This is a genomic window from Flavobacterium pisciphilum, from assembly GCF_020905345.1.
Taxonomy (GTDB): domain Bacteria; phylum Bacteroidota; class Bacteroidia; order Flavobacteriales; family Flavobacteriaceae; genus Flavobacterium; species Flavobacterium pisciphilum.
Map to the genome: position 1 here is coordinate 1,542,225 of NZ_JAJJMO010000001.1, position 24,458 is coordinate 1,566,682.

Below are 24,458 nucleotides of genomic sequence, written 5' to 3' on the forward strand. Positions count from 1 at the left end.
ATGACAATATTGAGAAGTTCAGATTATAGATAAAAACATAGTCAAATAAAAAAACAAAATAATTGAATTTCAAAAAGATGACAACAGGTTTCATAAGCAAATTAGACAATAATCTTTCTTCTTAAATCTTTCATCTTCATTAAAAAATAAAAAAAATCAAGCCATGTCAGACAAAACAAGAGGAGGTCAATTCCTAGTAAAAGAAACAAAATGCGAAGATATCTTTACACCAGAAGATTTTTCGGAAGAGCAATTAATGATGCGTGACTCTGTAAAAGAGTTTGTAGACAAAGAAATTTGGCCTAATAAAAATCGTTTCGAGAAAAAAGATTACGCTTTTACTGAAGAAAGTATGCGTAAGGCAGGTGAATTGGGACTTTTAGGAGTTGCAGTTCCAGAAGAATACGGTGGATTAGGAATGGGATTCGTATCAACCATGCTAGTTTGTGATTATATCTCAGGAGCTACAGGTTCGTTCTCAACTGCATTTGGAGCACACACAGGAATTGGAACTATGCCAATCACTTTGTATGGTACTGAAGAGCAAAAGAAAAAATACGTTCCTAAATTAGCATCAGGTGAATGGTTTGGAGCTTATTGCTTAACTGAGCCAGGAGCAGGATCTGATGCAAACTCAGGAAAAACAAAAGCTGTTTTATCTGAAGATGGAACACATTACAAAATTACAGGACAAAAAATGTGGATTTCTAACGCAGGTTTCTGTAGCGTATTTATCGTTTTTGCTCGTATTGGAGATGATAAAAACATTACAGGATTTATCGTAGAAAACACTACTGATAATGGAATCTCGATGAATGAAGAAGAGCACAAATTAGGAATTCGTGCTTCATCTACACGTCAGGTTTTCTTTAATGATACCAAAGTTCCTGTTGAAAACATGCTTTCAGAAAGAGGAAATGGTTTCAAAATCGCAATGAATGCATTAAATGTTGGTCGTATTAAACTAGCTGCTGCTTGTCTTGATGCACAAAGAAGAGTAACTTCTGGAGCAGTAAAATATGCTAACGAAAGAATCCAATTTAATACAGCAATTTCTCAATTTGGAGCAATCCGTTCTAAATTAGCAGAAATGGCTACTAACTGTTATGCTGGAGAAAGTGCATCTTACCGTGCTGCAAAAGATATCGAAGATAGAATTATCGCTCGTGAAGCTGAAGGAGCTACACATCAAGAAGCAGAATTAAAAGGTGTTGAAGAATATGCTATTGAGTGTTCAATCCTTAAAGTTGCTGTTTCTGAAGATGTTCAGAATTGTGCTGACGAAGGAATTCAAATTTTTGGAGGTATGGGATTCTCTGAAGATACTCCAATGGAAAGTGCTTGGAGAGATGCAAGAATTGCTCGTATCTACGAAGGTACAAACGAAATTAACAGAATGCTTTCTGTTGGAATGTTAATCAAAAAAGCCATGAAAGGTCATGTTGATTTATTAGGACCAGCAATGAAAGTATCTGAAGAATTAATGGGTATTCCTTCTTTTGACACTCCTGATTTCTCAGAATTGTTTGCAGAAGAAAAAGGAATCATTGCTAACTTGAAAAAAGTTTTCTTAATGGTTGCTGGAAGTGCGGTACAAAAATACGGTCCAGATTTAGATGCTCACCAACAATTATTAATGGCTGCTTCTGACATCTTGATTGAGATCTACATGGCAGAAAGTACTATCCTTAGAACTGAAAAATTAGCCAAAAAAGAAGGAGAAGCTAAAGTACAAGAGCAAATTGCAATGGCAAAATTATACTTATATAAAGCAGTAGATATTGTAAATCAAAAAGGAAAAGAAGGAATTATTTCTTTTGCTGAAGGTGACGAACAACGTATGATGTTAATGGGATTACGTCGTTTTACAAAATATACTAACATGCCAAATGTAGTTGCTTTAAGAGAAACGATAACTTCAAAATTAGTTGCAGAAAACGAATACTGCTTCTAAAATAAAAATAGTTTTTAGTAAATTTAATTTGTTCAAAACCGCAGCTGTCCCGAAAACACTGCGGTTTTATTTTTTTTATTTAATTAGACTTCATAATTAAATCATTATCACGGTTAGAACCCAGATTTAAAAAGCGTTCGTACTCTCTTAAAACATCCGAGATAATACCGTCTTTACTTAAATATTGAATATCATAGCCCATTCGATGATCACCAAAATAAGTAAAAGGGTAAAAAGAAATTTCAGAATCTATATCAGCAGTATTTTTTTCATTAATTAAAGTTTCAGATATAGTGAGTGGCTGGGCCATTACACCATATTTAAAACTCCTCAATTCATCGTGTTTAATCTCTAATTCAATGGCATGTTTAGGAGTATGAAAGAGATTAATATTGGCCTCTACATTATTATTCGCTAATTCAATTTTAAGTTCATCGAATGCTTTTTTTACAGTAGTATCAATAAACTTATGTACATCTTTCTTTTCAGAAAACGTAAGGATTTTTTCGAGATGCTCTTTCCAATTATTATTATTCCAGTTTAAACTACCATGCGAATATTTCTTCGCACTATATTCATTATCTGCAACAAGTGCCTTCCATAAATTATAACACAACAAAATCATTATAATTCCAAAAGGCAATGCAGTTATAAGAGTCATGGTTTGTAATGAAGCCAATCCTCCAGTTCGTAACAAACTTAAAGACAAGACTGACAATAGCACTCCCCAAAAAATACTTTGCCATTTAGGAAAACTAGTCGCTCCTTTCGAAGCAATTCCATTCATTATAAAAATACCCGAATCTGCAGAAGTAATGAAAAAGACACAGATTATAAGTATTGACAACACATTTAAAAGTGTAGTAAAAGGAAAATAATCGAAAAAATTAAATAATAAAGTATCTGGATTGCTTACTAGCAAACTTAAACCTCCATTCGCAACATGCTCATCAATCCATACAGCGCTACTTCCAAAAACGGTCATCCATAAAAAATTAAAAAAAGCAGGAATAAACAAAACGGCTAAAATAAATTCTCTAATAGTTCTTCCTTTTGAGATTTTTGCAATAAATAATCCCACATAAGGTGCCCAAGAAATCCACCATGCCCAATATAAAATAGTCCACTTAGAGAACCATTCTTGACTCCCTTTTTCATAAGCATAAGTATTAAAAGTAAGAGAAATAAAATGACTAATATAGTGCCCTAACCCTTCTGTAAAAGTGCTTAAGATATAAATTGACGGCCCAAAAACTAATATAAATAACATTAGTAAAACAGCCAGTATAATATTCAATTCACTTAGTTTCTTTACTCCTTTTCCTAAACCTGAAATTGCTGAAAAAACTGCAATTACCATAATAACAAGTACAATTGCAATTTGATACTTAAAATCAGAATCAGGAATAATTTTAAGACTTACTAATCCGGCACATAACTGTACAACTCCAAAACCCAAAGTTGTAGTAATTCCGAAAAAAGTACTACACAACCCAAAAACATCAATAATATCACCAAATCTACCATGTATTTTATCCTTTAGCATTGGGTAAAAGCCACTTCTAATCGCAAGTGGTAGATTGTGTCTATATGTGAAATAAGCTAAAGACAATCCAACAACACCATATATAGACCAAGCATGAAAACCCCAGTGAAAAAAGGTATACAATTGTGCCTCTTTAGCTCGAAGATCTACAGCTAAATTAGCATTAGCAGGATTTGCATAATGAGACATCGTTTCACTTACCCCAAAATACATTAACCCAATTCCCATTCCTGCTGCAAAAAGCATCGCCACCCATGAGAAAAAGGAATAATCAGGTACAGAATCGTCATTACCAAGTTTTATTTTTCCCAATTTACTAACTGCTAATCCGATTAAAAAAAGCACAAAAACAGTTACAATTAATACATATAACCAACTCAGATTTTTAAAAACAATTTCCTTAATAAAATTAAAGGCACCTTCAGCTTCACCTGAGAAAAAACCACAGAATAACGATATAGCAATAATTATTGTTAAACTTGGAAATGCAACAGATTTAGTGAAATTTGTTTTAAAGATGCTTGAACTGGATAATCTACTCATAATTAGGTATATATATAAAAGAATAAAATGCAAGATAGGGCTTTAAATTAAAAAGAACAAAAAACAGAGATAACCAATTCATTTACAATGCTTTAAAAAATCAAAAATAAGCACATAAAAATTCAGAAAATAAAGGAAATCAATCTAAATAAAAACCAATCAAATAAAAATCAGTGCTTCAAAACGAAAATTGAAAAATAAAATTCAGTTTAAATATTCTATATTTAACATTCAAAAAACCTATTAAAAACTAAAAACTATTAAAAAAATGAAAAGATTAAAACCAATTGCTTTCTTTCTCTTGTGCTGTTTTGCCACAAATACGTTTGCACAATCAGCAAAAAAAATTGACGTTATTGCCTATTATACAGGAGATGACAAACTTATTAATGAATATGATGTAAGTAAGCTTACACACATAATTTTTAGCTTCTGTCATTTAAAAGATGGAAAATTAAGTGTAGACACACCTAAAGATTCTGTTGCAATCAAACACTTAGTTGGATTAAAAAAAACGCATCCAAAACTTAAAGTTATGCTTTCACTAGGCGGATGGGCAGGATGCGAACCTTGTTCTGAAGTTTTCTCAACTGCACAAGGAAGAAATGTTTTTGCAAAATCAGTAAAAGAAATTAACGACTATTTTAAAACTGATGGATTAGATTTAGATTGGGAATATCCTGCTATCGAAGGACTTCCTGGACATTTATATCAAGCTGCAGATAAGCCAAACTTCACTGAGCTTGTAAAAGCATTACGTACCTCTTTAGGAAAAAAACATGAACTTAGTTTTGCTGCTGGAGGTTTCCAAAAATTCTTAGACGAATCTATTGAATGGAAAATTGCAATGCCATTAGTAGACCGTGTAAATATAATGAGCTACGATTTAGTAAATGGATACTCAACAGTAACAGGTCATCATGCTCCTTTATATGGTGGAACACCTGACGCGCAATCTACTGATAGAGCAGTATCCTATTTATTAAAATTAGGAATTCCAGCTAATAAATTAGTAATTGGTGGAGCTTTTTACACTCGAATCTGGAAAGATGTTGCCAATGTAAATAATGGTTTATATCAATCAGGAGTACACATTGAAGGGGTTGCATTTAAAAATTATGCAACTACTTTTACTGAGGCTAATGGGTGGAAATATTTCTGGGACAATAAAGCAAAAGCAGGCTATTGGTATAATGAAAAAGAACAAAAATTTGCTACTGGGGATGACCTTCCATCGATAAAAGAGAAAACAGCTTATGCTATTTCTAAAAAATTAGGTGGTATTATGTTTTGGGAATTACCACTGGACACTCCAAAAAATGGAATGGTTGATGCTATATATGAACTGAAAACAAAAAAATAAAAATACCATAAAATAAAAATGCGTTAACACTTTCATGAATTGTTAACGCATTTTCAACAAACTAAAATTTCCCTTTTTAGTTCACTTTAGATCTTTCAATCTCCCCAATAAAAGGAATAGAATCCTGTATTTCGCTACTAATTGCTGTTTGTAAATAAAATTCTAATTGTACAAATTTTGCAGCATTAATTGCCCCTATCGCCTTTTTGGCTTTAGTATACGTTTTGCTATATAGTTTTTCATAGCTAAGATTATTTTTCAATAGCCCTTTAGCCAATTCATCTGCTTTGGCATCTGTAAGGGTGGCATAATTCAGAGCATAATCATCTACTAATTTTAATTTTGTCAAACCTAATGATTTGCGTTCAACCTCATACCCATCATATACTTTTTGGAAAGCTGCAGTTTGCTCATCAGACAAATTCATATATTGTTTTACAAGTTCTGATTTAGACCTTCCATATATACTCTGAATAACATCTAGATCTTCTTTCTCCAAAGATTGAGCAAAAGAATTTACAGAAACCACCAGCAATAATGCAATAAGAAACTTTTTCATAATTTTAAATTTAATTTTTATAATACTGATTATATTCTATTAGTTCTGAGAATTGGATATAGACAATTTTAAATCATCATAACTTAATTCCATTATTAATGAATACTTCTACGTAAATTTCTAAACCTAATATTTCTTATCAGCATCTACTTTTGGAGCACTTATCTCTCCATAATAAGTTATTGATGAACGATTATTACTATTTACTGAAAGTGTAGTGCTTCCATTAAAAAAAATAGAAAATATCAAATTATAAATATCATCTTTCCCTTTAACAATAGCCTTAAGATTATAGTACTTCTTCTTTTTTTCAACTTTTACATTCTCGGGTACCCCTTCAAATTTTATACCTCCCTCACTACCATAACCAATATTAAAACCGCGTCCAAAAAATGGCAGATCACAAGTTACTTTTTCAGGATTAAATTTTAAAAAATAAGTATTATAATCCAATATGATAACCCTCCCTCCTTGTGGAGAAATTTTCTGAGCCTCAAACACAAAGTTTTTAGAATCGATTAGAGCTTCAATTTGTTTTTGCTGCTGTAATTCCTTTTCAGCTTTAAGCTCCTTGGATGTTTTTTTTTGCGCAAAAACAGAGACACTTAGAAAACATGACAATACTAATAAAATAGATAATTTAGTTTTCATAAAATTAATATTAGTTGCATTAAAATTAAATAATCCTATTTTTTGGTAAATCGCATCATAGCAATATCACCTGAAATAAAATTCAACGTCTTCCCATTATCAGTAATATCGTAAGAAGTTATTTTTAGCATAGTGTCCATAAAAACTTGTTCACCTTGATTATCCATGCACATCATTTTAGTACTTGCTAATCCATCTCTAAAACTAATTTTATAACCATCAACATTTAATTTACCTGTAAAAGAATTACAACTATTGTTTCCTGAAACTCTGTTCTCTTTAGTATCAAAAGTTATCGTTGGTTTTCTATTAGGATACAAACCGTCAAAAGCGATTCTTGGTCCAGTTATATAATTTAACTCCCAAGTACCATTAAGCTCTGCTGCTGAATTTGTATTTGTAGTTTTATTCTGTGCAGAATTACATGAAAACAAAATAATTCCTAATACCGCGAAAATTGTCATTCTTTTTATCATAATTGAAAGTTTTAAGTTTTATAAATTACTATTAAAGACTATGTTCAGTATTATTTACAATTAAATTTACACACGAATTTAAGCAATATTTCATCTATACTTGTAATTTTAAACTTATTTTTAACTTTACTCAGCAATGTTTTTTGCCTTTCCAATGTTTTTGGTTTGATATTTTTAAGCTAACTTTACTTTTGATTAAAAAAAACACACATTATGAAAAAAATAATTCTATCTCTTGTAGTAATTGCTACGATTATTACTGGATGTAAAACCAAAAATAACTCAGAAGATTCAAAAAAATTAACCATTGCACTTGAGCCAAAAAGTAATAGTTCTGTATCGGGTACAGCAACTTTTGTAGAGAAAAAAGGCGAAGTTACTTTTGTAGCAAAAATTAGCGGCTTAAAGCCTGGAGTTCATGCAATCCACATTCATGAAAAATCAGATTGTACTGCTGCTGACGGAAGTTCTGCAGGAGGTCACTGGAATCCAACATTTAAGAAACATGGAAAATGGGGTGTTGGAGAATATCACAAAGGGGACATCGGAAACTTTACAGCAGATGAAAAAGGTAATGGAACAATTACATTGAAAACAGACGAATGGTGTATTGGTTGTGGTGATCCAACAAAAGATATTTTAGGAAAAGGATTAATCGTACATCAAGATCCAGACGATTTTACTTCACAACCAGCAGGAAATGCAGGTGCAAGAGTAGCTTGTTCAGCAATCATAAAATAATTACACAAATCAAAAGAACCATTTTATTCACAAAGTAAAATGGTTTTTTTATTTTTAATCAATCCTCAAATCATAAAAAAAAGATAGCTTTGTAGCTTCAAATTAAAGCAATGATTAACCCTTCGGCAACAGGTTGGATAGATAAATTTTTTAGTAAACAAAAGTTCCCAGAACATGTAGTTACTGAAACTAATAATTCATTCTATCAAAAAGTAAGAGCAACAGGCTTTATTTATGGTCATATAATTGCCATAGAAACTCCAGTACCGATTAAAACAAAAGGTTGGTTTAAAACCGAAATTTCAAAAGTAGCTTTATTAAATACTTTATTCAGTGTTTTTTCCCTAACCAAAAACGATACTAATTCAGAACATTTCATTACCGAAGCATTGGCTTTTTATAATCAAATGAACCCTGAAGGTTTTAATCTATTCAAAATATTACTCCCAAAAAGTAGTGATTCACTAACTTTAGAAAGTATTATAGACGAACGTGTTCAAACGAACGACAGTATCATTAGTAAAAACTTTTCTCATTTAGTTACAAATGCTTTGCTATTCATTGATGTTTTGGCTTTTCGCCAGTATTTAATTCATGGATCTATTCCAGAAAAATACCTCAAGAAAATAGAAGAAACTGTTATGAGCATTGTAGCACTAGCTTTAAAAACCAAAACCAATAAATCACAGTACGACGATTTATTAATTAAACTTTTTGAGGCATCAATCCGCTATAGCAAATTTTCTAAAGTAACAGTAGCAACTTTAGAAACATTACAATTGCATCATTTTACAAATGAATTAGAAAAATATTATCTAATTGATATGGCCGGAATGGCTTTATGGAGTGATGGTATTGTAGAAAATGAAGAAGCTTATTTTTTACATACTCTAGCTAACATTTTAAACGTATCTGATGATTTCGTGGCAGAAAGTATTAAAAGTACTAATGCTTTTATTACAGAGCATAAAAAGGAGATTCCATATTTTAATTACTCCAATCCTGTAAAGCATTTTTATGATCAGATGACAATGGGTGTAATTACGCTTATAAAACGTAATAAAAACCGATTAATCAAGGAAATCATCCAAAGCAAAGAATTAATGCTTCTCCTAGCCTATTCTACCCGTAGAGACCTAGAACCTAGCGAAAAGAAGAAAGTAAAAAAACAACTATTAGATATCTGTAAAACGATTCCATCATTAACGATATTCTTACTTCCTGGTGGAAGTTTGTTATTACCTATACTAATCAAGTTCATCCCCACTTTATTGCCTTCGGCATTTAATGAGAACTTAGATGATGAAAGTGAATAAAAACAAAAAAAATCGCCTTAAAGGCGATTTTTTTTATTTACAATTTCAATTGATAAACTTCATCAAGTTCATCATTCGAACTAATATTTACATTTAAATCAGTTACAAATCCTGAATTCAAACCATACACCCATCCGTGTAACATTAAGTCTTGACCGTTTTTCCATGCCCCTTGTACAATTGAAGTCTTTGCTAAGTTATAAACTTGTTCTTTAGCATTTACTTCTACAAAAGCATTAAAACGTTCTGTTTCATCTTCAATAGAATTCAAATATTTATCATGTAAACGGTATTCATCTTTAATGTGACGAATCCAGTTATCAATGATTCCTACTGATTGATTTCCCATAGCAGTTTTTACACCACCACAACCGTAATGTCCACAAACAATAACGTGTTTAACTTTTAAAACGTTTACTGCATAATCTAAAACACTTAACATGTTCATATCAGAGTGAACAACCATATTAGCAATATTTCTGTGTACAAAAACCTCACCTGGTTTAGCTCCAATAATTTCATTTGCTGGAACACGGCTATCAGAACAACCAATCCACAATAAAGGTGGTGTTTGTCCTTTTGCTAAATCTGCAAAATAATTAGGATCGCTTGCTAATGATTTTTCAACCCACTTTTTGTTATTATCTAATATTTGTTTATAGAACTCTTTCATCTTTTTATTTTTTTTAAACTGTCAATTTCTTGTATTTAGAGGATTCTAAAAAAGTCTCATGTAAAGTTACCTCTTTTTAATCCTCTATAAACACAACACTACAGCATTATTTAGCTATTAATTTTAAAATTTTTCTTTTTCTGTTTTTTTAACCATTGCTCTTTTTGCAACATCATAATAATGTTCTATAGAAACATGATTGTTTAAATCTGGAGAGTTTTCTAACTCGTATGCCTTTTTAAACCCTTTAAGTTTGACCTTAATATTCTGATCAACAGCTCTAGTATCTTTAAATTCTTTAATTAAATCAAGAATATCATGAGCAATATACACTGTATCTTGTGCATTGATAATCACTTTTGAATTTTCTGGAATAGAATTTAATGTAAGTTTAATAGCCGCTTTATTCAAGAAAGAAACTTCTTGAGCAAGATCGATATGAATTACATCTCCATCTTCATACTCTTCTTTCTTGAAACTGTATGCTCTTTTTAAATTCCCTCTTAACACGAAAATTACACTAATTACAATTCCTAAAGCAACACCTTTAAGTAAATCTGTTGCTACAACAAATACTAAAGTGGCAACAAAAGGGATGAATTGGTATTTTCCTTTTTCCCAGAAGTGAATAAAAGTTGCTGGTTTAGCCAATTTATAACCTACTAATATTAGTATAGTAGCCAAAGTAGCTAATGGAATTTTATTTAAAATTACTGGAATAGCCAATACACTTATCAATAATAAAACACCATGGATAATTGCTGACATTTTTGATTTTGCTCCAGCATTATTATTTGCCGAAGATCTTACAACAACAGATGTCATTGGCAAACCACCTAAAAGAGAACTTACAATATTTCCAATTCCTTGAGCTTTAAGCTCAACATTAGTATTTGTATATCGCTTTTGAACATCCATTCTATCAGCTGCTTCAATACATAATAATGTTTCGATAGAAGCTACAATTGCAATTGTCAAACCTACAACCCAAACCTGTGGATTAGTTATCCCTGCAAAATTAGGAGTTACGATGATTGCTTTAAATTCGTCAAAAGAAGTTGGAATTGGTAACGATACCAAATGTTCTTTCCCAATAGCCAATGGGCTACCAGATGAAACAAAAATTTCATTTACAATTATCCCAGCAACAACTGCAACAAGTGCACCTGGAATTAATTTAAGTTTTCTCAAAAATGGAACTTTATCCCATGAAATTAATATAACAAATGAGATTAAGGTAACGATTACTGCTCCCATATGAATATGGTTGAATATTTCAAACAATGATGAAATTGAGTTGCTTCCATCATGTTGAACAAACGCTTGATCTCCTTCAAAATCAGCATCATATCCAAATGCATGCGGCAATTGTTTCAGAATAATAATAACTCCGATACCTGCCAACATTCCTTCGATTACATTGGTTGGGAAATAATTAGATATACTACCTGCTTTTAAGAAACCTAATCCTAACTGGATTAATCCCGCAATAAAAACAGCTGTTAAAAATACATCAAAGGCTCCTAAATCAGTAATTGCTGTAAGAATGATTGCTGTTAAACCAGCTGCTGGACCTGATACACTAATATGTGATTGACTCAAATAACCTACAACTATCCCTCCGATAATTCCTGAAATAATTCCTGAAAATAATGGAGCTCCAGAGGCCATTGCGATACCTAAACACAACGGAAGAGCCACTAAAAAAACTACTAAACCTGAAGCAAAATCAGATTTAAGATTGGCAAAAAGATTTACTTTTCTTTTCATAATACAATAGTAAAAAATGTTCGTAAAATATCTACTGTACTACTAAAATACAATAAATGTTTAAAAAAATATAACTGGATGTACTATGCCAAATTAGGTGGCGGTGCAAAAATGGTTGCAGAAATCTTATCGTGTTTAGATAATTTTTCTGACAATATAAGATTTGATTTATCAAACATAGGTAAAACGAACTCACCATGAAATACAGGATGATACACATAAACTTTGACTTCTTTATGTGAATGTTCTTCTTCTGAAAAACTATAAAATGCAGACACATCGCATGTTTTCTCTATCATCGTCACAATTGGTGGCGTCGATAAGAAAGCAATAAATATGGTTAATAATATGTATGCAATTTTTTTCATTAGTGCAAAAGTAGAGCTAAACTGATAAAATCAAAACAGTAAGTTGAAAATTTTAAACAAATTTAACATTAACAAAAAAAAACCAGAATAGCTTTTTAATACTATTCTGGTCTTTTAGACATTCTATTTTATGATTTTACAAATCCTCTTCTAACCATGCTTTCATCATCCAAATGGTTTTTTCTTGTTCAGAGATAAAATCACTCATCATAGAGTTGGTTCCCTCGTCATTGATTTCATCTGACTGTGACAAAATTTCTCTTTCAATCTTCAGTAAATCAGTTAATGAATCTACAATTAAGTGTACTGCTTTTTCATCATTAGAGATATTCTTTCCAACTACTATTTTATTATTTTTGATATAGTCATCAAAAGTATGCAACGGAGTACCTCCTAATGTAAGGACTCTCTCAGCAATTAAATCAATTTTTAATTGAGCATCTGTATATAATTCTTCAAACTTTACGTGCAAATCAAAAAAACGTTTTCCGCGAATATTCCAGTGAATTCCTCGCAAGTTTTGATAATAAACTTGGAAATTTGATAGTAAGACATTTAATTCTTTAACAATTAATTCTGACTCTTTTACTGGCAATCCTAAAATATTAGTTTTCATAGTGTATTAATTTTATATTTCTAATAATTGTAAATTTAAAATAACTTTTTCGGAAAAGCCATAAAAAAAAATTATATTTTCTTATTTTTGCATCAGAAAATACTATTAAAAATGACTATAACTCAATTACAATATGTTTTAGCCGTTGCTGAACACAAAAACTTTACACTTGCTGCCGAAAAATGTTTCGTTACTCAACCTACGCTTAGTATGCAAATACAAAAAATAGAAGAAGAGCTTAGCATTTTAATATTTGACAGAAGCAAGAAACCAATTCAACTTACTGAAATTGGGCAAAAAATAGTAAATCAAGCAAAAAACATTGTCAATGAAGCCGACAGAATAAAAGACATCGTCGAACAACAAAAAGGGTTTATAGGTGGTGAGTTCAAATTAGGAATCATCCCAACTGTTATGCCTACTCTTTTGCCTATGTTCTTGAATAATTTTATTAAAAAATATCCAAAAGTTAAGCTATTAATCGAAGAGCTTAATACCGATGAAATTATTACCAAATTAAAAAACGGCCATCTTGATGCTGCAATTGCAGTGACTCCATTAGAAGACGAAAAAATAAAAGAAATCGTTCTTTATTTTGAACCTTTTGTAGCCTATATACCTGAACAACATTCTATTTTTCAAAAAGAAGAAATCGAAGTATCTGATTTAAACATCAACGAAATTCTACTTTTACAAGACGGTCATTGTTTTAGAGATGGTATTTTAAATCTTTGCAAAAACGGCACAGATGTAGAAAATAATGCGTTCCAGATACAAAGCGGAAGTTTTGAGACACTTATAAAATTAGCTGACGAAGGTTTAGGCACAACATTATTGCCTTATTTGCATACAATAGATTTAAAAGAAACAGACAAATTAAAGCTTCGTCACTTTAAGGAACCTAAACCTGCCAGAGAGGTAAGTTTAATCTATCCGAAGAGTGAATTAAAAATCCAAATCATCGATGCCTTACGAAGTACGATTGCTGGTGTTGTAAAAGGAGCTATTGTTTTTCAAAATGTTCAGATAATAAGTCCAATCCAAAAGAAATAAAAAAAAGGAACCTAATTAGGTTCCTTTTTTATTTATCTATACTTTAACTATCAGTAGACATTCTTTTAATTCGGGCTTTCCGATTGTAAAATTTAATAACCACTCTTCCAGTTGTTCCATTTCGTATGGTAATAGTGTTTTGATAGCTTTCTCTAATTCTTTTAAGAAAAGTACCGGGTCGAAACTTACTCTTTCAAGTATTGATTTCGTGTAATCAAACATCATTTTAGACATAATAAATTAAGATTATGGGGTTATCTCATTATTTTTTAACTCGACGTAAAAATAAGCAATTTACAATCAAGTGCTCATGTTTTAACTTATTTTTTTGTTTTATTATTCACGAATTCGTTTGCATAAATGAATATATAGCAATTTAAAATTAATCTAAATAGTGTGATTTACATCACTTTACGAGCTCTAAACATCTCTCTTTTTCCTGGAGGTCCAGCAAGTTTCTCAACTGTAAATCCCACCTCAATCATACTCCTTTTAACAACGCCACGGGCAGCATAAGTTACAAGAACACCATTTGGCTTTAAAGCAGTATACATTCTTCTGAATATATCAGTACTCCATAGCTCAGGTTGCACCTGATATCCAAAAGCATCAAAATAAATTAAATCAAAAACGGCAACATCATCAATTTCTTGAAAAAATTGTTTTCTCTTCGTTAATGCAAACGAATCGGTAAGTTCAATTGTTTCATCCCAATTACTTTCATGCATTCTTTTAAACACACCATCATCTTCATCTGCAGCCAATTCTGCTACATAATTCATCATGAGTACCTCATCGGCTGCAACAGGGTATGCCTCTACTCCAACATAATTTATGCGCTGATTTTTCTTATTTGCTTCTAAAAAAGTAATAAAAGCATTCAGTCCGGTTCCAAAACCAATTTCTAATACCGAAATAGGTTTGTCATCAAATAAAGAAAATCCATTTTTTATAAAGACATGCTTAGCTTCTTGGATTGCTCCATGTTTAGAGTGATAACATTCACCCCATTCCTCCAAATGAATTGTAGTTGAGCCATCTAGAGTTTGAATAATTTCTCTTTTCACAATTTATAAATCAGTTTATTGATGTTTTTGTCCTATTTAGAAGTCAAAATTAATCAAAACAAATGCGTAAAGCCTTAAAAAACTATTGTTTTTTCATAAATTTCATATAAAATTAAGCTGTTTTTTTAACTTTTTTAGAAAATAAATAAATCCCATTCAAACGTTATAATTAACACCATTTTAGCAGTCAAATTATATATATATTACTTAATTTTGCAATTAATAAAAATTTATTTCATTTTCTTCAATGTTTTAGATTACAATCATTAAACAATGAATATAGTTCATAAAAACCACACTTTATCATGAGTACAACTCAAACAAACAAAATTGAAATCATTAAAGCTACTTCGTCAAAAATAAATGATGTAGACTTTGAAAACTTAAGCTTTGGTGCTGTATTTACAGACCATTTATTCGAATGTGATTTTAAAAATGGACAATGGCAAACACCGGTCATTAAGCCTTACGCTCCAATTTTAATGGATCCTTCTTCAAAAGTCTTTCATTATGGACAAGCTATTTTTGAAGGAATGAAAGCTTATAAAGATGATAAAGATGCTATTTGGCTTTTTAGACCTGAAGAAAACCACAAACGTTTTAATGCTTCTGCAGTAAGAATGGCAATGCCAGAAATTCCTGAGTCTATTTTTCTAGATGGATTGAATGAGTTATTAAAATTAGATGCAGAATGGGTTAAAAGAGGAAACGGAAGCAGCATGTATATCCGTCCATTTATGATTGCTACTGGCGCTGGTGTTGTAGCAAATCCATCTGATGAATATAAATTTATGATTTTACTATCACCTGCAAAATCATACTATGCTGGAGAAGTAAAAGTTATTATTGCTGAGCATTACAGTAGAGCTGCTAATGGTGGTATCGGAGCTGCAAAAGCTGCTGGTAACTACGGAGCACAGTTTTACCCAACAAATTTAGCAAACAAAGACGGATTCCAACAAGTAATCTGGACTGATGATGCAACACATACCAAACTTGAAGAAGCTGGTACAATGAATGTATTTTTCAGAATCAACGATACTTTATTAACTGCACCTACAAGCGAAAGAATTCTAGACGGAATTACTCGTAAAAGTTTACTTGCAATTGCAGAAAAAGAAGGGCTAAAAACAGAAGTTCGTTCCGTATTAGCTTCTGAATTAGTTGAAGCTGCAAAAGACGGATCATTAAAAGAAATTTTTGGTGCGGGTACTGCTGCAGTAGTAAGCGTTATTAAAGGATTCTCATATAAAGATGAGTACTATGAATTACCTAAAACAGCTGATTCTTATGCTTCTCTTTTAAAAGAAAAACTAACAGGCATACAAAACAAACTAGCTGAAGATACTTTTGGTTGGACTGTAAAAGTCTAGTTATTCGTTTTCAGTCTCAGTATTGAATATAAAAAAAAATGGTTTTCAAGTTGAAAACCATTTTTTTTATGCCTTATATTTTTTCAATTTAACAACTGCAAACTAAAACTAAGTGCTATTTTAAAATCTTAGAAAAATCAGGTTTAAAATAATTTGGTCCCTTCATTACTTTTCCATCTTCACGATAAATCGGTTGTCCATCTTCACCTAGCTTACTCATATTACTTTGTTGAATTTCATCAAAAACAGCTTCAATTTTACCTTGCAAACCATGTTCGATAATTGTGCCACATAAAATATACATCATGTCTCCAAGTGCATCGGCAATCTCTACCAAATCATTGTTTTTTACTGCCTCAAGATATTCTTCATTTTCTTCTTTCATCAAATTGTAACGAAGTATATTTTTCGTTTCTCCCAAATCGGCAATTGGTGATTCACTATGTCCAATTTTAAAAGCAGTATGGAATTCCTTCACTGCATCAATTTGTTTTTGCATAATTATATTTAATTAAATGATATACTAAATTAACAACTATTCTTAAACTAATGCCTAAATTTGCCACAAAAATTTTAAACTTATGTTTAGTCAAGGACAATTAATATTTGCATTGTGTTTTTTTATCGCTTTTGTTATCGCAATGATATTTGCTTACAGAAAAGATGTAGGCCTTCACAAAATATTCTACAAAGGAAATTATAAGGTTTTGCTTGTCTTCATAGCTTTTATCGTTATTCTATTTCTGATAAAAATATTCTTCAAACGATAATCTATCTCATAAAAAATGCCCGCTAACTTAGCGGGCATTTTCATTATCTATATATACTTATTAGTTCTCTAAAGGCAAGAAACCAAAGTTTTTAGAGTAGTTCAACATTTGTTCTGCAAATGTTTTAGGTTGTTTCACTTCAATAGAAATAATCTTTCCTTTTGCATCTAACTTAGGCTCCAAAACAGGATTCACAAATCCGCTATATGGCGCTGATGGGAATTGCTTGTTACGCTCTAAAACCTCAGCATGTAATTTCTGGTCTACTTTTACACCATAATTTTCTACCAAAGCTTTTCCAGCATTATAATCTCCCTCAGATTTTATACGTTGTACTTCACGCAATAATTGTCCGAATAAATCATGTAATTTATCGTAATCAGTAATATTGAAATAAGTTTTACCATTACGAGTAATTTTCTCAATTACATTATCTTTCTTCCCTTTTTCATAAACCCAAGCACTTACCCATTGACGGTTTCTCATGTGAGCCTCTTCGATGTTAGCACCTAAGTCCAAACGAACCAATTGAGTCATTAAACCATTACGGATATAACTATCATACGATTCCATTCCAACTTTTTTCCAATCATCAACCAATCCAAGTTCTTGTAATTTCGGATTGTATAAATAAAATAAACCTACTAAATCAGCTCTGCCTTCTTCAAGAGTCGAAGCATAACTTTTTAATGTTTCTTTTGGAGTTCCAACGCCTTCATTTATTTGCCCTGAAGCATGACCTACAACTTCGTGTAAAGCAGTATGTAATTTATCTCCAAGTTCTCCATATTTTTTTGCCAATGCAATTTCTTCTTCATCATTAGCAAATTCTTGTAATTTACCACTTCCTGATGATTGCGAGTAAGCATCGATAATATTACCTAATGAAACTGATTTTGAACCATGCTCTGCACGAATCCAATCAGCATTAGGAAGATTTACACCAATTGGTGTACTAGGTGAAGCATCTCCAGACTCTCCTGCTACGATTACAGTTTTGTATGAAACCCCAACAACATTTTTCTTTTTATGATCTGCCATTAATGGTGAATTATCTTCAAACCATTGTGCACTTTTTGAGATCACTTCCATTTTAGCCGACATATCAAAATCTTTGATTTGCACAACTCCTTCATAAGAACCTCTATATCCTAATGGATCATTATATACTTCGATAAAACCACTTATGTAATCAATATTACCTTCTGTAGCATGCAACCAAGCAATATTATAATCATCCCAAGTTTTTAAACTTCCTGTTCTATAATATTCAATTAGTAATCCTATAGCATCACCTTGTTTTTTATTTTCGGCTACTGTTTTAGCTTTTTCTAACCAAAAGATAATTTTATCAATAGCAGCTCCATACATTCCACCGCTTTTCCAAACTTTTTCTTCTAATTGTCCTTTTGAGTTTTTAACCAATTTAGAATTCAATCCATAAGAGATAGGTTTCTTTGGATCTGGGCTTGTTTGCTTTTTATAAAAATTTTCAGCCTCTTCTAATGTTATTCCTTTATCATAAAAATTAATAGCTGAACCTGCTAACAATCCTTTAGATTCATCCAAATTTACTTTTTTGCTATCTATATTATTAAACAAAATAGCTGTAACATCTGCTGCTAATTTAGTTTTAGTAACTTTTAACAAACCTTCAAAGTATGCTTTTGAAAAATCAGGTTTGATCTTCTCATTAGAATAATGATGGTGAATACCATTAGAAAACCAAACACGCTTAAGATAAATTTCAAAATTTTTCCAGTCAGAACTCTTTTTATCCCCTTTATAACTTACATAAATCTGCTCAAGTGCTTTTCTGATTTTTAAATTATTCTTGTAGTTCTGATCCCACATTATATCACGACCAGCAGTTCCTGCCTGCGTAAGATAATATACTAATTCTTGTTCTTTCAGTGTTAAATTTTCCCAACCTGGTATTTGATAACGTAATACTTTAATGTCGGCAAATTGCTCTACTGTAAAATCAAAAGGCTTATCGATGTTTGTTTTCAGTGTAGATGTACTAGCAACCTGAGCGTTACAAATAACCGAAATACCAACAGTCATAAAAATTCCTGCAGCTTTAAGTAATTTCATTATTAATGATATTTAGTTTATAAAATTATTATTATCCATCAAAGATACATTTTCTTTAAAAAATATATAAAAAACATCGTTAATATTACCTTTAGGTTATTTTTAAAAGTCTTTTTTATTTATATTGCTCAATTATTTTTCCTCCAAATATTTTTTTATAAAACTATTCGGAAAGCAAGAAAATTAACAAAAAAGACCTAGTTTTGACTTTTTATTATCCCCCATCGGATATTAATAAAATTTATAACTTTACACCTGAAAATAACCAAGATACTATGAGAATTTTAAAATATATATTTCTTCTATTACTATTAAGTTTAGTCTCATTAACTGTATTTGTAGCTACTCAAAAAGGTGATTTCACAGTTGAGAGAAGCAAGGTTATTAAAACACAACGTGCTCCTTTATTTAATTTTGTAAATGATTACAGAAACTGGGCAGATTTTGGTTCTTGGGTAGTTGAAGATCCTACTATGCAATTCGTCTTTCCACAAAATACTTCTGGATTAAATGCTTCTTTTTCATGGAAAGGAAACGATGGTAGTGGAGACATGAAAACCATTGCTGTTACCGATACACAAAGCATTACACAAAAAATGAATTTCGATGGAAGTTTAGCTGATGTTTCATGGGTTTTTAAAGACACACTTGGAGGAACTAAAGTTACATGGAAATCTAAAGGAACTATGAGTTTTCTTTTCAAAATATATTCGGCACTTAACGGTGGAGCTGATAAAGTTATCGGTACTATGTACGAAAAAAGTTTAGCCAACTTAGATAAAATATTAGTTTACGAAACCAATACATTTGATATCAAAGTAGATGGTGTTGTAAAAAAACCAGAAACATTTTATATCAGTCAATCATTTACTAGCGAGATTGCAAAAATCACTAAAAACGTTAGAGTAGTTGCTCCTAAATTAATTTCGTTTTGTGAAGCGAATGGTATTGAAATCAATGGAAAACCATTTGTACTATATCATACCTATGATACAACAAACGGATTAGCCAAAATATCTATTTGTCTTCCTATCAAAAAAGAAATCTTTACAAGTGCTGGAAGTGATATTTCAACAGGTAAATTAGAACCATTTGAAGCTGTAAAAACAACGTTGAAAGGAGACTATTCACATACCAAACAAGCAATAGAAAAAGCTAAGGCGTATATCAACAATCAGAAATTATTCCCAGATCTTAATTGGTCACATCTTGAAATTTATTCAGTAAGTAAATCTGAAATTCCAAATCCTTCAAAATGGGTTACTGAGATTTATTACCCTGTAAAACCGAAAGTGGTTCCAGTAGAGACACCAGTAGTTCATACCCCTAGAACAGAAACTACTCCAACTCATACTCCTCCTCCCGCAAAAGAAGAGGAATCTGAATTTTAAAAAATCCGAAACGGAGATTAAACCTTTTCGAAAAATTCTATTCTAACTTATATAATTTATAAAGTTGACAGACGAAAAGGTATTTATACAAGAGTTATTGAACCCCAAGACGCAAAATATAGCGTTTCAAAAACTCGTATCCGATTACCAAAAACCGTTATATAGTCATATCCGAAATATTGTTTTGGATCATGATGACGCACACGATGTTTTGCAAAATACTTTTGTAAAAGTATTTCGTTATCTAAGTAAATTTAAAGGAGATAGTAAACTATTTTCATGGATATATCGAATTGCAACTAATGAAGCTATAACTTTTTTAAGTCAGAAAGCTAAGCTAAGTGGAATAACCTCTGAAGCGTTACAGAATAAAACAATTGATAATCTTCAAGCCGACATTTATTTTGACGGAAATGAAATTCAGATAAAATTACAAAAAGCTATTGTTACACTTCCAGAGAAGCAACAATTGGTTTTTAAAATGAAATATTTTGAGGAATTAAAATATGAAGAAATAGCCGAAATATTAGGCACTTCTGTTGGAGCATTAAAAGCATCTTATCACCATGCGGTAAAAAAAATAGAAGCTTATGTTATATCCAATTAAACCTTTTTCAACTAATATAGTCTTACATACATCATGAAAGCATTTAAATTAGAAAACGAGCCAAAAATAGAGACTGGATTTAAAACTCCAGAAAATTACTTTGAAAATTTCACAGTAAATCTACTTGAGGAGCTACCACAAAATGAACCTAAAACAATTTCTTTATTTGCAAGAAATAAAAAAACATTCATTGCAGTTGCCGCAGTACTTGTCATTGCTTTAACTGTACCGATAGTATATAAATATGTAACAAAATCTAAAGAACTTGACGAAGCTACCTTAGAGACTTATTTATCTTATCAATCAAATTTAAATCAGTATGATTTAATTCATGAACTAGACACAAATGATATTAATAATTTAGATCAAAATATTGCCTTAGGTGATGATACCCTAGAAGATGTTCTAGCATCGAATCCTAATATTGAACATCTAATTTTAGAATAAAAATACAATTATATTAAAAATGATGCAGATGAAAATTAAAAACATACTTCCGCTATTTATATTCTTAATTACTCTTCCTTTTTATGCTCAGAATGAGAAAATGGATGAAAAGAGAGAAAAAATAAAAGCATACAAAGTTTCTTTCCTTACAACTGAATTAGACTTAACTTCAGCTGAATCAGAAAAATTTTGGCCAATATACAATACGTATGATGACAAACAATTTGAATTGAGACATCAAAAAATGAAAGCGTATACAAGGAAGCTAACTGATGAGAGTTTAAAAAATATGACTGAAAAAGAAGCTGCTACACTGCTTTCTCAAATAGAAAGTACTGATGAAGAATTGTATCTTTTACGCAAAAAATACGCTACCAACTTGAAGAAAATACTTCCTGCGAAAAAAATCATAATCCTTCGAAAATCAGAAGATGATTTTAATCGCAAACTATTACATCAATATCGAGACAAAGCAGGTAAAAACTAAACCTTCTTAAAAATAACAACAGCGGAGAACCCTTTATAATAATTACTTTATTATTTAGGGTTCTCATTTTTTAAAGTGGATTTGAACCATTTTATTGTGACCCGCAGCAATTGCAGTATTAGAATTCATAAATCGTATTGTAAAAAGACTTGAATCTGTAGACAATTGCTTCCATGTATTTCCGCCATCTGCCGAGTAGTGCAACCCTAAAGCTCCTATCACGACAAGCTCTTTGCCTTTGCTTTTTGGCACATATTGTACGCAAGAAGCATAACCGAAACCAGCATTCTGAGCTATTAAATTCCAAGTTTTACCACCATCGGTAGTAATTGCCTTATTATCTGAATTTTGCTCTGGAAATTCATAATCACCACCTGCAATAAAGCCATTTTTTGAATCATAAAAATCAGCTGTAAAAATTCCTGTCATCGTTTTTCCTTGTACGATAGGAGTTTCTGCAACTTTCCAAGTTTTTCCTTTATCCTTAGAATAAAAAACCCTTGCTCTTTTTCCACCAGAAACCAACCATGTTTCTTTTCCTTTTATAACAATATTAGTATTACTTGCTGCAAATGCTGCTTCCCCTTTTGCCATCGTAGGCAATCGGTCTGACAACAACTTTACCCATGTATTGCCGCCATCGCGTGTTATTAATATCGAAAAAGTATCCTCAGTAGGATCGCCTACCGCAATTCCTTCAGAATCATTCCAAAATTGCATACTATCATAAAACACTTTATCATTAACTTCTTTATAAACCAATCTCGTTTTTTTAGTTTCTTTTGATACTTGATATAACAAAGCTGGATTTGCTACACTTAATAAAAAAATGTTTTTTGATGTTTGTGCTATACTTCTAAATTCTAACTTTAAAGTATCTCTATAAATATGCTCTACATATTTTTCTTTATCTTTTAAATCATAATATCCAAATCGCGAATTATCAGCCCCAAACCACACTTTATTTTTATCAATCACCAGCGCTCTAATACTAATTTGGTCTTTAAACAACGTATCGATTTCTACCGACTTAAATTCTTTATCGTTTACCTTATAATCCACTGTCTGACAATGCATAACCAAACTAAAAAAACTTAAAAAGAGAGCCAATTTCTTCATGATATTTTTAATTATTTTGTGCTAAAATACAATTATTTACAGAAAATCAAAACGCTAAATAATTTTTATGGCACAGTAATTGGATAATTTAAAACAACAATCATAATACGATACGTCATGAAAACGAAACTACTTTTAATAGGTCTACTAACTTTAGGGTTTGCTACTATGCAAGCTCAAGCTGGAGCTACTGTATATGCTAAAAATTCTGATATTAGTGATAATTTAGATTTAAGAGCTGTAGCTTCAATTTTTGGAGAATCTTCAAATCTTCAGGATTTTGAAAGAAGATTAAACGAGCCAAAATACCAAATATCAAATCTTGATTTAAATGGAGATAATCAAGTCGATTATTTACGTGTAATCGAAAGTGTTGAAAACAGAACTCACGTTGTTATCATACAAGCAGTACTTGATCAAGATGTGTATCAAGATGTAGCAACTATAGACTTAGAAAGAGACTCTTTTAACAAAGTACACATTCAGGTTGTTGGTAACGACTTCCTTTATGGTCAAAACTATATCTATGAGCCTGTTTACACAGTTACTCCTGTAATTTACACTTCGTTTTGGGTAACCAATTACCGTCCGTATTATTCAAGCTGGAGATGGAATTACTACCCAACTTACTATACTGCATGGAGACCTTACCCAATTTATAGATATAGAAGCAATATTAATATCTGTATTAACGTAAACAACCATTACAACTATGTAAACCACAGAAGAAGTAGTGCTGCTGTAGTAATATACAATTCAAATCGTTCTTATGGATATGAAAGACGTAACCCTAACAACGGATTTGCACAACGTAATAACAATGTAAGCAACAGATATGAATTAGATCAAAGACGTGTTGCAAGTAGAGAAACAAATACAAGAAACAATTCTTATTCTAACAGAACGGGATCTAATACTAGAGATTACTCTCAAAACAGAACAAGTTCTTCTAGAGAAAATAATACTACTGTAAGACCAACTACTCGTGATTATTCTCAAAATAGAACAACCTCAACCTCGACAGGAAGAACTGAGGGAACTAGAGATTACAGCAACCGTAATACTTCTCAAAGAACAGAGACTGGAAGAGATTATAATCAAGGTAGACCAAGTTCTACTGTAGCAACTACACCAACGCAAAGAACGGAGACTACTAGAGATTATAGTCAAAACAGACCGAGCTCAACTGTAGTAACACCAACACAAAGAACAGAAACTACTAGAGATTACAGTCAAAACAGAGGGAATGCTTCTAGAGATTATTCATCTCAAAGAACGGAGAGTTCAAGAGGGAATTCTGAAAACAGAACTAGTTCTTCTAGACAATCAAGCCCACAAGGCTATGAAAACCAAAGATCAAATTCAGGTTCAAGAGACAACTCAGGCTCAAGAGAAAGTGGCTCTTCTGAAAGAAGCAGCAACCGAAGAGGCTAATTTCAATATAGATAGCGGATTAAAACAAAAACACGAT

The 24,458-nt window shown here is 31.4% G+C and carries 25 protein-coding genes; 12 read left to right on the top strand and 13 right to left on the bottom strand.

The genetic code is table 11. The features are described 5' to 3' along the window. Positions 1–163: 163 nt before the first annotated feature. Positions 164–1,954, top strand: a complete 1,791-nt coding sequence (locus tag LNQ49_RS06010) for an acyl-CoA dehydrogenase family protein (RefSeq protein ID WP_229987774.1) — start codon at positions 164–166, stop codon at positions 1,952–1,954. 79 nt (positions 1,955–2,033) lie between these two features. Here LNQ49_RS06010 and LNQ49_RS06015 read toward each other — a convergent pair whose 3' ends face one another. Then, positions 2,034–4,043: a BCCT family transporter gene (locus LNQ49_RS06015; protein WP_229987775.1), complete on the bottom strand. Its 2,010-nt coding sequence runs from the start codon at positions 4,041–4,043 to the stop codon at positions 2,034–2,036. Between the two features lie 268 nt (positions 4,044–4,311). Between LNQ49_RS06015 and LNQ49_RS06020 the strand changes: the two genes are divergently transcribed. Continuing rightward, complete coding sequence (locus tag LNQ49_RS06020) at positions 4,312–5,406, top strand: glycoside hydrolase family 18 protein (protein WP_229987776.1); 1,095 nt, start codon at positions 4,312–4,314, stop codon at positions 5,404–5,406. Positions 5,407–5,482: 76 nt separating this feature from the next. On the opposite strand, the gene LNQ49_RS06025 is transcribed toward LNQ49_RS06020, so the two are convergent. The 3 genes from LNQ49_RS06025 to LNQ49_RS06035 all read right to left on the bottom strand — a co-directional run bounded on the left by LNQ49_RS06025 (position 5,483) and on the right by LNQ49_RS06035 (position 7,092). Then, on the bottom strand, positions 5,483–5,965 hold the full coding sequence (locus tag LNQ49_RS06025) for a hypothetical protein (RefSeq protein WP_229987777.1): 483 nt from the start codon (positions 5,963–5,965) through the stop codon (positions 5,483–5,485). Between the two features lie 126 nt (positions 5,966–6,091). Further along, complete coding sequence (locus LNQ49_RS06030; protein ID WP_229987778.1) at positions 6,092–6,616, bottom strand: DUF4251 domain-containing protein; 525 nt, start codon at positions 6,614–6,616, stop codon at positions 6,092–6,094. Positions 6,617–6,651: 35 nt separating this feature from the next. Next, a complete protein-coding gene (locus LNQ49_RS06035) occupies positions 6,652–7,092 on the bottom strand; it encodes an META domain-containing protein (protein ID WP_229987779.1) in 441 nt (146 codons plus the stop codon). A gap of 213 nt (positions 7,093–7,305) precedes the next feature. Between LNQ49_RS06035 and LNQ49_RS06040 the strand changes: the two genes are divergently transcribed. Both LNQ49_RS06040 and LNQ49_RS06045 read left to right on the top strand, forming a co-directional pair. Next, positions 7,306–7,833 carry a superoxide dismutase family protein gene (locus tag LNQ49_RS06040; protein ID WP_229987780.1) on the top strand — a complete coding sequence of 176 codons (528 nt, stop codon included), beginning with the start codon at positions 7,306–7,308 and terminating at the stop codon, positions 7,831–7,833. A gap of 110 nt (positions 7,834–7,943) precedes the next feature. After that, positions 7,944–9,149: an LETM1-related biofilm-associated protein gene (locus LNQ49_RS06045; protein WP_229987781.1), complete on the top strand. Its 1,206-nt coding sequence runs from the start codon at positions 7,944–7,946 to the stop codon at positions 9,147–9,149. A gap of 37 nt (positions 9,150–9,186) precedes the next feature. Here LNQ49_RS06045 and can read toward each other — a convergent pair whose 3' ends face one another. The 4 genes from can to LNQ49_RS06065 all read right to left on the bottom strand — a co-directional run bounded on the left by can (position 9,187) and on the right by LNQ49_RS06065 (position 12,576). Further along, positions 9,187–9,822: a carbonate dehydratase gene (gene can, locus LNQ49_RS06050; RefSeq protein ID WP_129539273.1), complete on the bottom strand. Its 636-nt coding sequence runs from the start codon at positions 9,820–9,822 to the stop codon at positions 9,187–9,189. Between the two features lie 123 nt (positions 9,823–9,945). After that, on the bottom strand, positions 9,946–11,592 hold the full coding sequence (locus LNQ49_RS06055; protein ID WP_229987782.1) for a SulP family inorganic anion transporter: 1,647 nt from the start codon (positions 11,590–11,592) through the stop codon (positions 9,946–9,948). Between the two features lie 83 nt (positions 11,593–11,675). Beyond that, the gene (locus LNQ49_RS06060; protein WP_229987783.1) at positions 11,676–11,960 is read right to left on the bottom strand and encodes a hypothetical protein; all 285 of its coding nucleotides are present in this window, start codon (positions 11,958–11,960) and stop codon (positions 11,676–11,678) included. Positions 11,961–12,096: 136 nt separating this feature from the next. Next, the gene (locus tag LNQ49_RS06065; protein ID WP_229987784.1) at positions 12,097–12,576 is read right to left on the bottom strand and encodes a Dps family protein; all 480 of its coding nucleotides are present in this window, start codon (positions 12,574–12,576) and stop codon (positions 12,097–12,099) included. A 111-nt stretch (positions 12,577–12,687) separates the two neighbouring features. Between LNQ49_RS06065 and LNQ49_RS06070 the strand changes: the two genes are divergently transcribed. Continuing rightward, complete coding sequence (locus tag LNQ49_RS06070; protein WP_229987785.1) at positions 12,688–13,629, top strand: LysR substrate-binding domain-containing protein; 942 nt, start codon at positions 12,688–12,690, stop codon at positions 13,627–13,629. A 36-nt stretch (positions 13,630–13,665) separates the two neighbouring features. On the opposite strand, the gene LNQ49_RS06075 is transcribed toward LNQ49_RS06070, so the two are convergent. Both LNQ49_RS06075 and mnmC2 read right to left on the bottom strand, forming a co-directional pair. Then, positions 13,666–13,863, bottom strand: a complete 198-nt coding sequence (locus tag LNQ49_RS06075) for a hypothetical protein (RefSeq protein ID WP_229987786.1) — start codon at positions 13,861–13,863, stop codon at positions 13,666–13,668. Between the two features lie 167 nt (positions 13,864–14,030). Further along, a complete protein-coding gene (gene mnmC2 / locus LNQ49_RS06080; protein ID WP_229987787.1) occupies positions 14,031–14,696 on the bottom strand; it encodes a tRNA (5-methylaminomethyl-2-thiouridine)(34)-methyltransferase MnmC2 in 666 nt (221 codons plus the stop codon). Between the two features lie 305 nt (positions 14,697–15,001). Between mnmC2 and LNQ49_RS06085 the strand changes: the two genes are divergently transcribed. Then, on the top strand, positions 15,002–16,069 hold the full coding sequence (locus LNQ49_RS06085) for a branched-chain amino acid aminotransferase (RefSeq protein WP_229987788.1): 1,068 nt from the start codon (positions 15,002–15,004) through the stop codon (positions 16,067–16,069). Positions 16,070–16,184: 115 nt separating this feature from the next. Here LNQ49_RS06085 and LNQ49_RS06090 read toward each other — a convergent pair whose 3' ends face one another. Continuing rightward, the gene (locus LNQ49_RS06090; RefSeq protein ID WP_129539282.1) at positions 16,185–16,568 is read right to left on the bottom strand and encodes a pyrophosphohydrolase domain-containing protein; all 384 of its coding nucleotides are present in this window, start codon (positions 16,566–16,568) and stop codon (positions 16,185–16,187) included. Positions 16,569–16,650: 82 nt separating this feature from the next. On the opposite strand from LNQ49_RS06090, the gene LNQ49_RS06095 reads away from it, so the two are divergent. Next, entirely contained in the window at positions 16,651–16,839 is a 189-nt protein-coding gene (locus LNQ49_RS06095) for a hypothetical protein (protein ID WP_229987789.1), read from the top strand. Between the two features lie 60 nt (positions 16,840–16,899). Here the strand turns inward: LNQ49_RS06095 and LNQ49_RS06100 are convergent, their stop codons facing one another. Beyond that, positions 16,900–18,936 (bottom strand): dipeptidyl-peptidase 3 family protein, encoded by a 2,037-nt coding sequence (locus tag LNQ49_RS06100; RefSeq protein ID WP_229987790.1) that lies wholly within the window; start codon positions 18,934–18,936, stop codon positions 16,900–16,902. A gap of 275 nt (positions 18,937–19,211) precedes the next feature. On the opposite strand from LNQ49_RS06100, the gene LNQ49_RS06105 reads away from it, so the two are divergent. The 4 genes from LNQ49_RS06105 (at position 19,212) to LNQ49_RS06120 (ending at position 21,868) form a co-directional block, all read left to right on the top strand. Beyond that, entirely contained in the window at positions 19,212–20,327 is a 1,116-nt protein-coding gene (locus tag LNQ49_RS06105; RefSeq protein WP_229987791.1) for an SRPBCC family protein, read from the top strand. Positions 20,328–20,391: 64 nt separating this feature from the next. Beyond that, a complete protein-coding gene (locus LNQ49_RS06110; RefSeq protein WP_229987792.1) occupies positions 20,392–20,934 on the top strand; it encodes an RNA polymerase sigma factor in 543 nt (180 codons plus the stop codon). 33 nt (positions 20,935–20,967) lie between these two features. Beyond that, positions 20,968–21,381, top strand: coding sequence for a hypothetical protein (locus LNQ49_RS06115; RefSeq protein ID WP_229987793.1), 414 nt, complete (start codon positions 20,968–20,970; stop codon positions 21,379–21,381). Positions 21,382–21,409: 28 nt separating this feature from the next. Beyond that, positions 21,410–21,868: a sensor of ECF-type sigma factor gene (locus LNQ49_RS06120; protein ID WP_229987794.1), complete on the top strand. Its 459-nt coding sequence runs from the start codon at positions 21,410–21,412 to the stop codon at positions 21,866–21,868. A 63-nt stretch (positions 21,869–21,931) separates the two neighbouring features. Here the strand turns inward: LNQ49_RS06120 and LNQ49_RS06125 are convergent, their stop codons facing one another. Beyond that, positions 21,932–22,987 carry a beta propeller repeat protein gene (locus LNQ49_RS06125; protein WP_229987795.1) on the bottom strand — a complete coding sequence of 352 codons (1,056 nt, stop codon included), beginning with the start codon at positions 22,985–22,987 and terminating at the stop codon, positions 21,932–21,934. A 117-nt stretch (positions 22,988–23,104) separates the two neighbouring features. Between LNQ49_RS06125 and LNQ49_RS06130 the strand changes: the two genes are divergently transcribed. Then, positions 23,105–24,421 carry a hypothetical protein gene (locus LNQ49_RS06130; protein ID WP_229987796.1) on the top strand — a complete coding sequence of 439 codons (1,317 nt, stop codon included), beginning with the start codon at positions 23,105–23,107 and terminating at the stop codon, positions 24,419–24,421. Positions 24,422–24,458 lie beyond the last annotated feature (37 nt).

Excerpts from the sequence above, each read along its gene's own strand:
- LNQ49_RS06070 (WP_229987785.1), top strand. The coding sequence starts at position 12,688 with ATGACTATAACTCAATTACAATATGTTTTAGCCGTTGCTGAACACAAA.
- LNQ49_RS06055 (WP_229987782.1), bottom strand. The coding sequence starts at position 11,592 with ATGAAAAGAAAAGTAAATCTTTTTGCCAATCTTAAATCTGATTTTGCT.
- LNQ49_RS06020 (WP_229987776.1), top strand. The coding sequence starts at position 4,312 with ATGAAAAGATTAAAACCAATTGCTTTCTTTCTCTTGTGCTGTTTTGCC.
- LNQ49_RS06130 (WP_229987796.1), top strand. The coding sequence starts at position 23,105 with ATGAAAACGAAACTACTTTTAATAGGTCTACTAACTTTAGGGTTTGCT.
- LNQ49_RS06025 (WP_229987777.1), bottom strand. The coding sequence starts at position 5,965 with ATGAAAAAGTTTCTTATTGCATTATTGCTGGTGGTTTCTGTAAATTCT.
- LNQ49_RS06120 (WP_229987794.1), top strand. The coding sequence starts at position 21,410 with ATGAAAATTAAAAACATACTTCCGCTATTTATATTCTTAATTACTCTT.
- LNQ49_RS06100 (WP_229987790.1), bottom strand. The coding sequence starts at position 18,936 with ATGAAATTACTTAAAGCTGCAGGAATTTTTATGACTGTTGGTATTTCG.
- LNQ49_RS06075 (WP_229987786.1), bottom strand. The coding sequence starts at position 13,863 with ATGTCTAAAATGATGTTTGATTACACGAAATCAATACTTGAAAGAGTA.
- LNQ49_RS06090 (WP_129539282.1), bottom strand. The coding sequence starts at position 16,568 with ATGCAAAAACAAATTGATGCAGTGAAGGAATTCCATACTGCTTTTAAA.
- LNQ49_RS06030 (WP_229987778.1), bottom strand. The coding sequence starts at position 6,616 with ATGAAAACTAAATTATCTATTTTATTAGTATTGTCATGTTTTCTAAGT.
- can (WP_129539273.1), bottom strand. The coding sequence starts at position 9,822 with ATGAAAGAGTTCTATAAACAAATATTAGATAATAACAAAAAGTGGGTT.
- LNQ49_RS06065 (WP_229987784.1), bottom strand. The coding sequence starts at position 12,576 with ATGAAAACTAATATTTTAGGATTGCCAGTAAAAGAGTCAGAATTAATT.
- LNQ49_RS06105 (WP_229987791.1), top strand. The coding sequence starts at position 19,212 with ATGAGAATTTTAAAATATATATTTCTTCTATTACTATTAAGTTTAGTC.
- LNQ49_RS06045 (WP_229987781.1), top strand. The coding sequence starts at position 7,944 with ATGATTAACCCTTCGGCAACAGGTTGGATAGATAAATTTTTTAGTAAA.
- LNQ49_RS06040 (WP_229987780.1), top strand. The coding sequence starts at position 7,306 with ATGAAAAAAATAATTCTATCTCTTGTAGTAATTGCTACGATTATTACT.
- LNQ49_RS06015 (WP_229987775.1), bottom strand. The coding sequence starts at position 4,043 with ATGAGTAGATTATCCAGTTCAAGCATCTTTAAAACAAATTTCACTAAA.
- LNQ49_RS06125 (WP_229987795.1), bottom strand. The coding sequence starts at position 22,987 with ATGAAGAAATTGGCTCTCTTTTTAAGTTTTTTTAGTTTGGTTATGCAT.
- LNQ49_RS06115 (WP_229987793.1), top strand. The coding sequence starts at position 20,968 with ATGAAAGCATTTAAATTAGAAAACGAGCCAAAAATAGAGACTGGATTT.
- LNQ49_RS06095 (WP_229987789.1), top strand. The coding sequence starts at position 16,651 with ATGTTTAGTCAAGGACAATTAATATTTGCATTGTGTTTTTTTATCGCT.
- LNQ49_RS06085 (WP_229987788.1), top strand. The coding sequence starts at position 15,002 with ATGAGTACAACTCAAACAAACAAAATTGAAATCATTAAAGCTACTTCG.
- LNQ49_RS06010 (WP_229987774.1), top strand. The coding sequence starts at position 164 with ATGTCAGACAAAACAAGAGGAGGTCAATTCCTAGTAAAAGAAACAAAA.
- LNQ49_RS06060 (WP_229987783.1), bottom strand. The coding sequence starts at position 11,960 with ATGAAAAAAATTGCATACATATTATTAACCATATTTATTGCTTTCTTA.
- LNQ49_RS06035 (WP_229987779.1), bottom strand. The coding sequence starts at position 7,092 with ATGATAAAAAGAATGACAATTTTCGCGGTATTAGGAATTATTTTGTTT.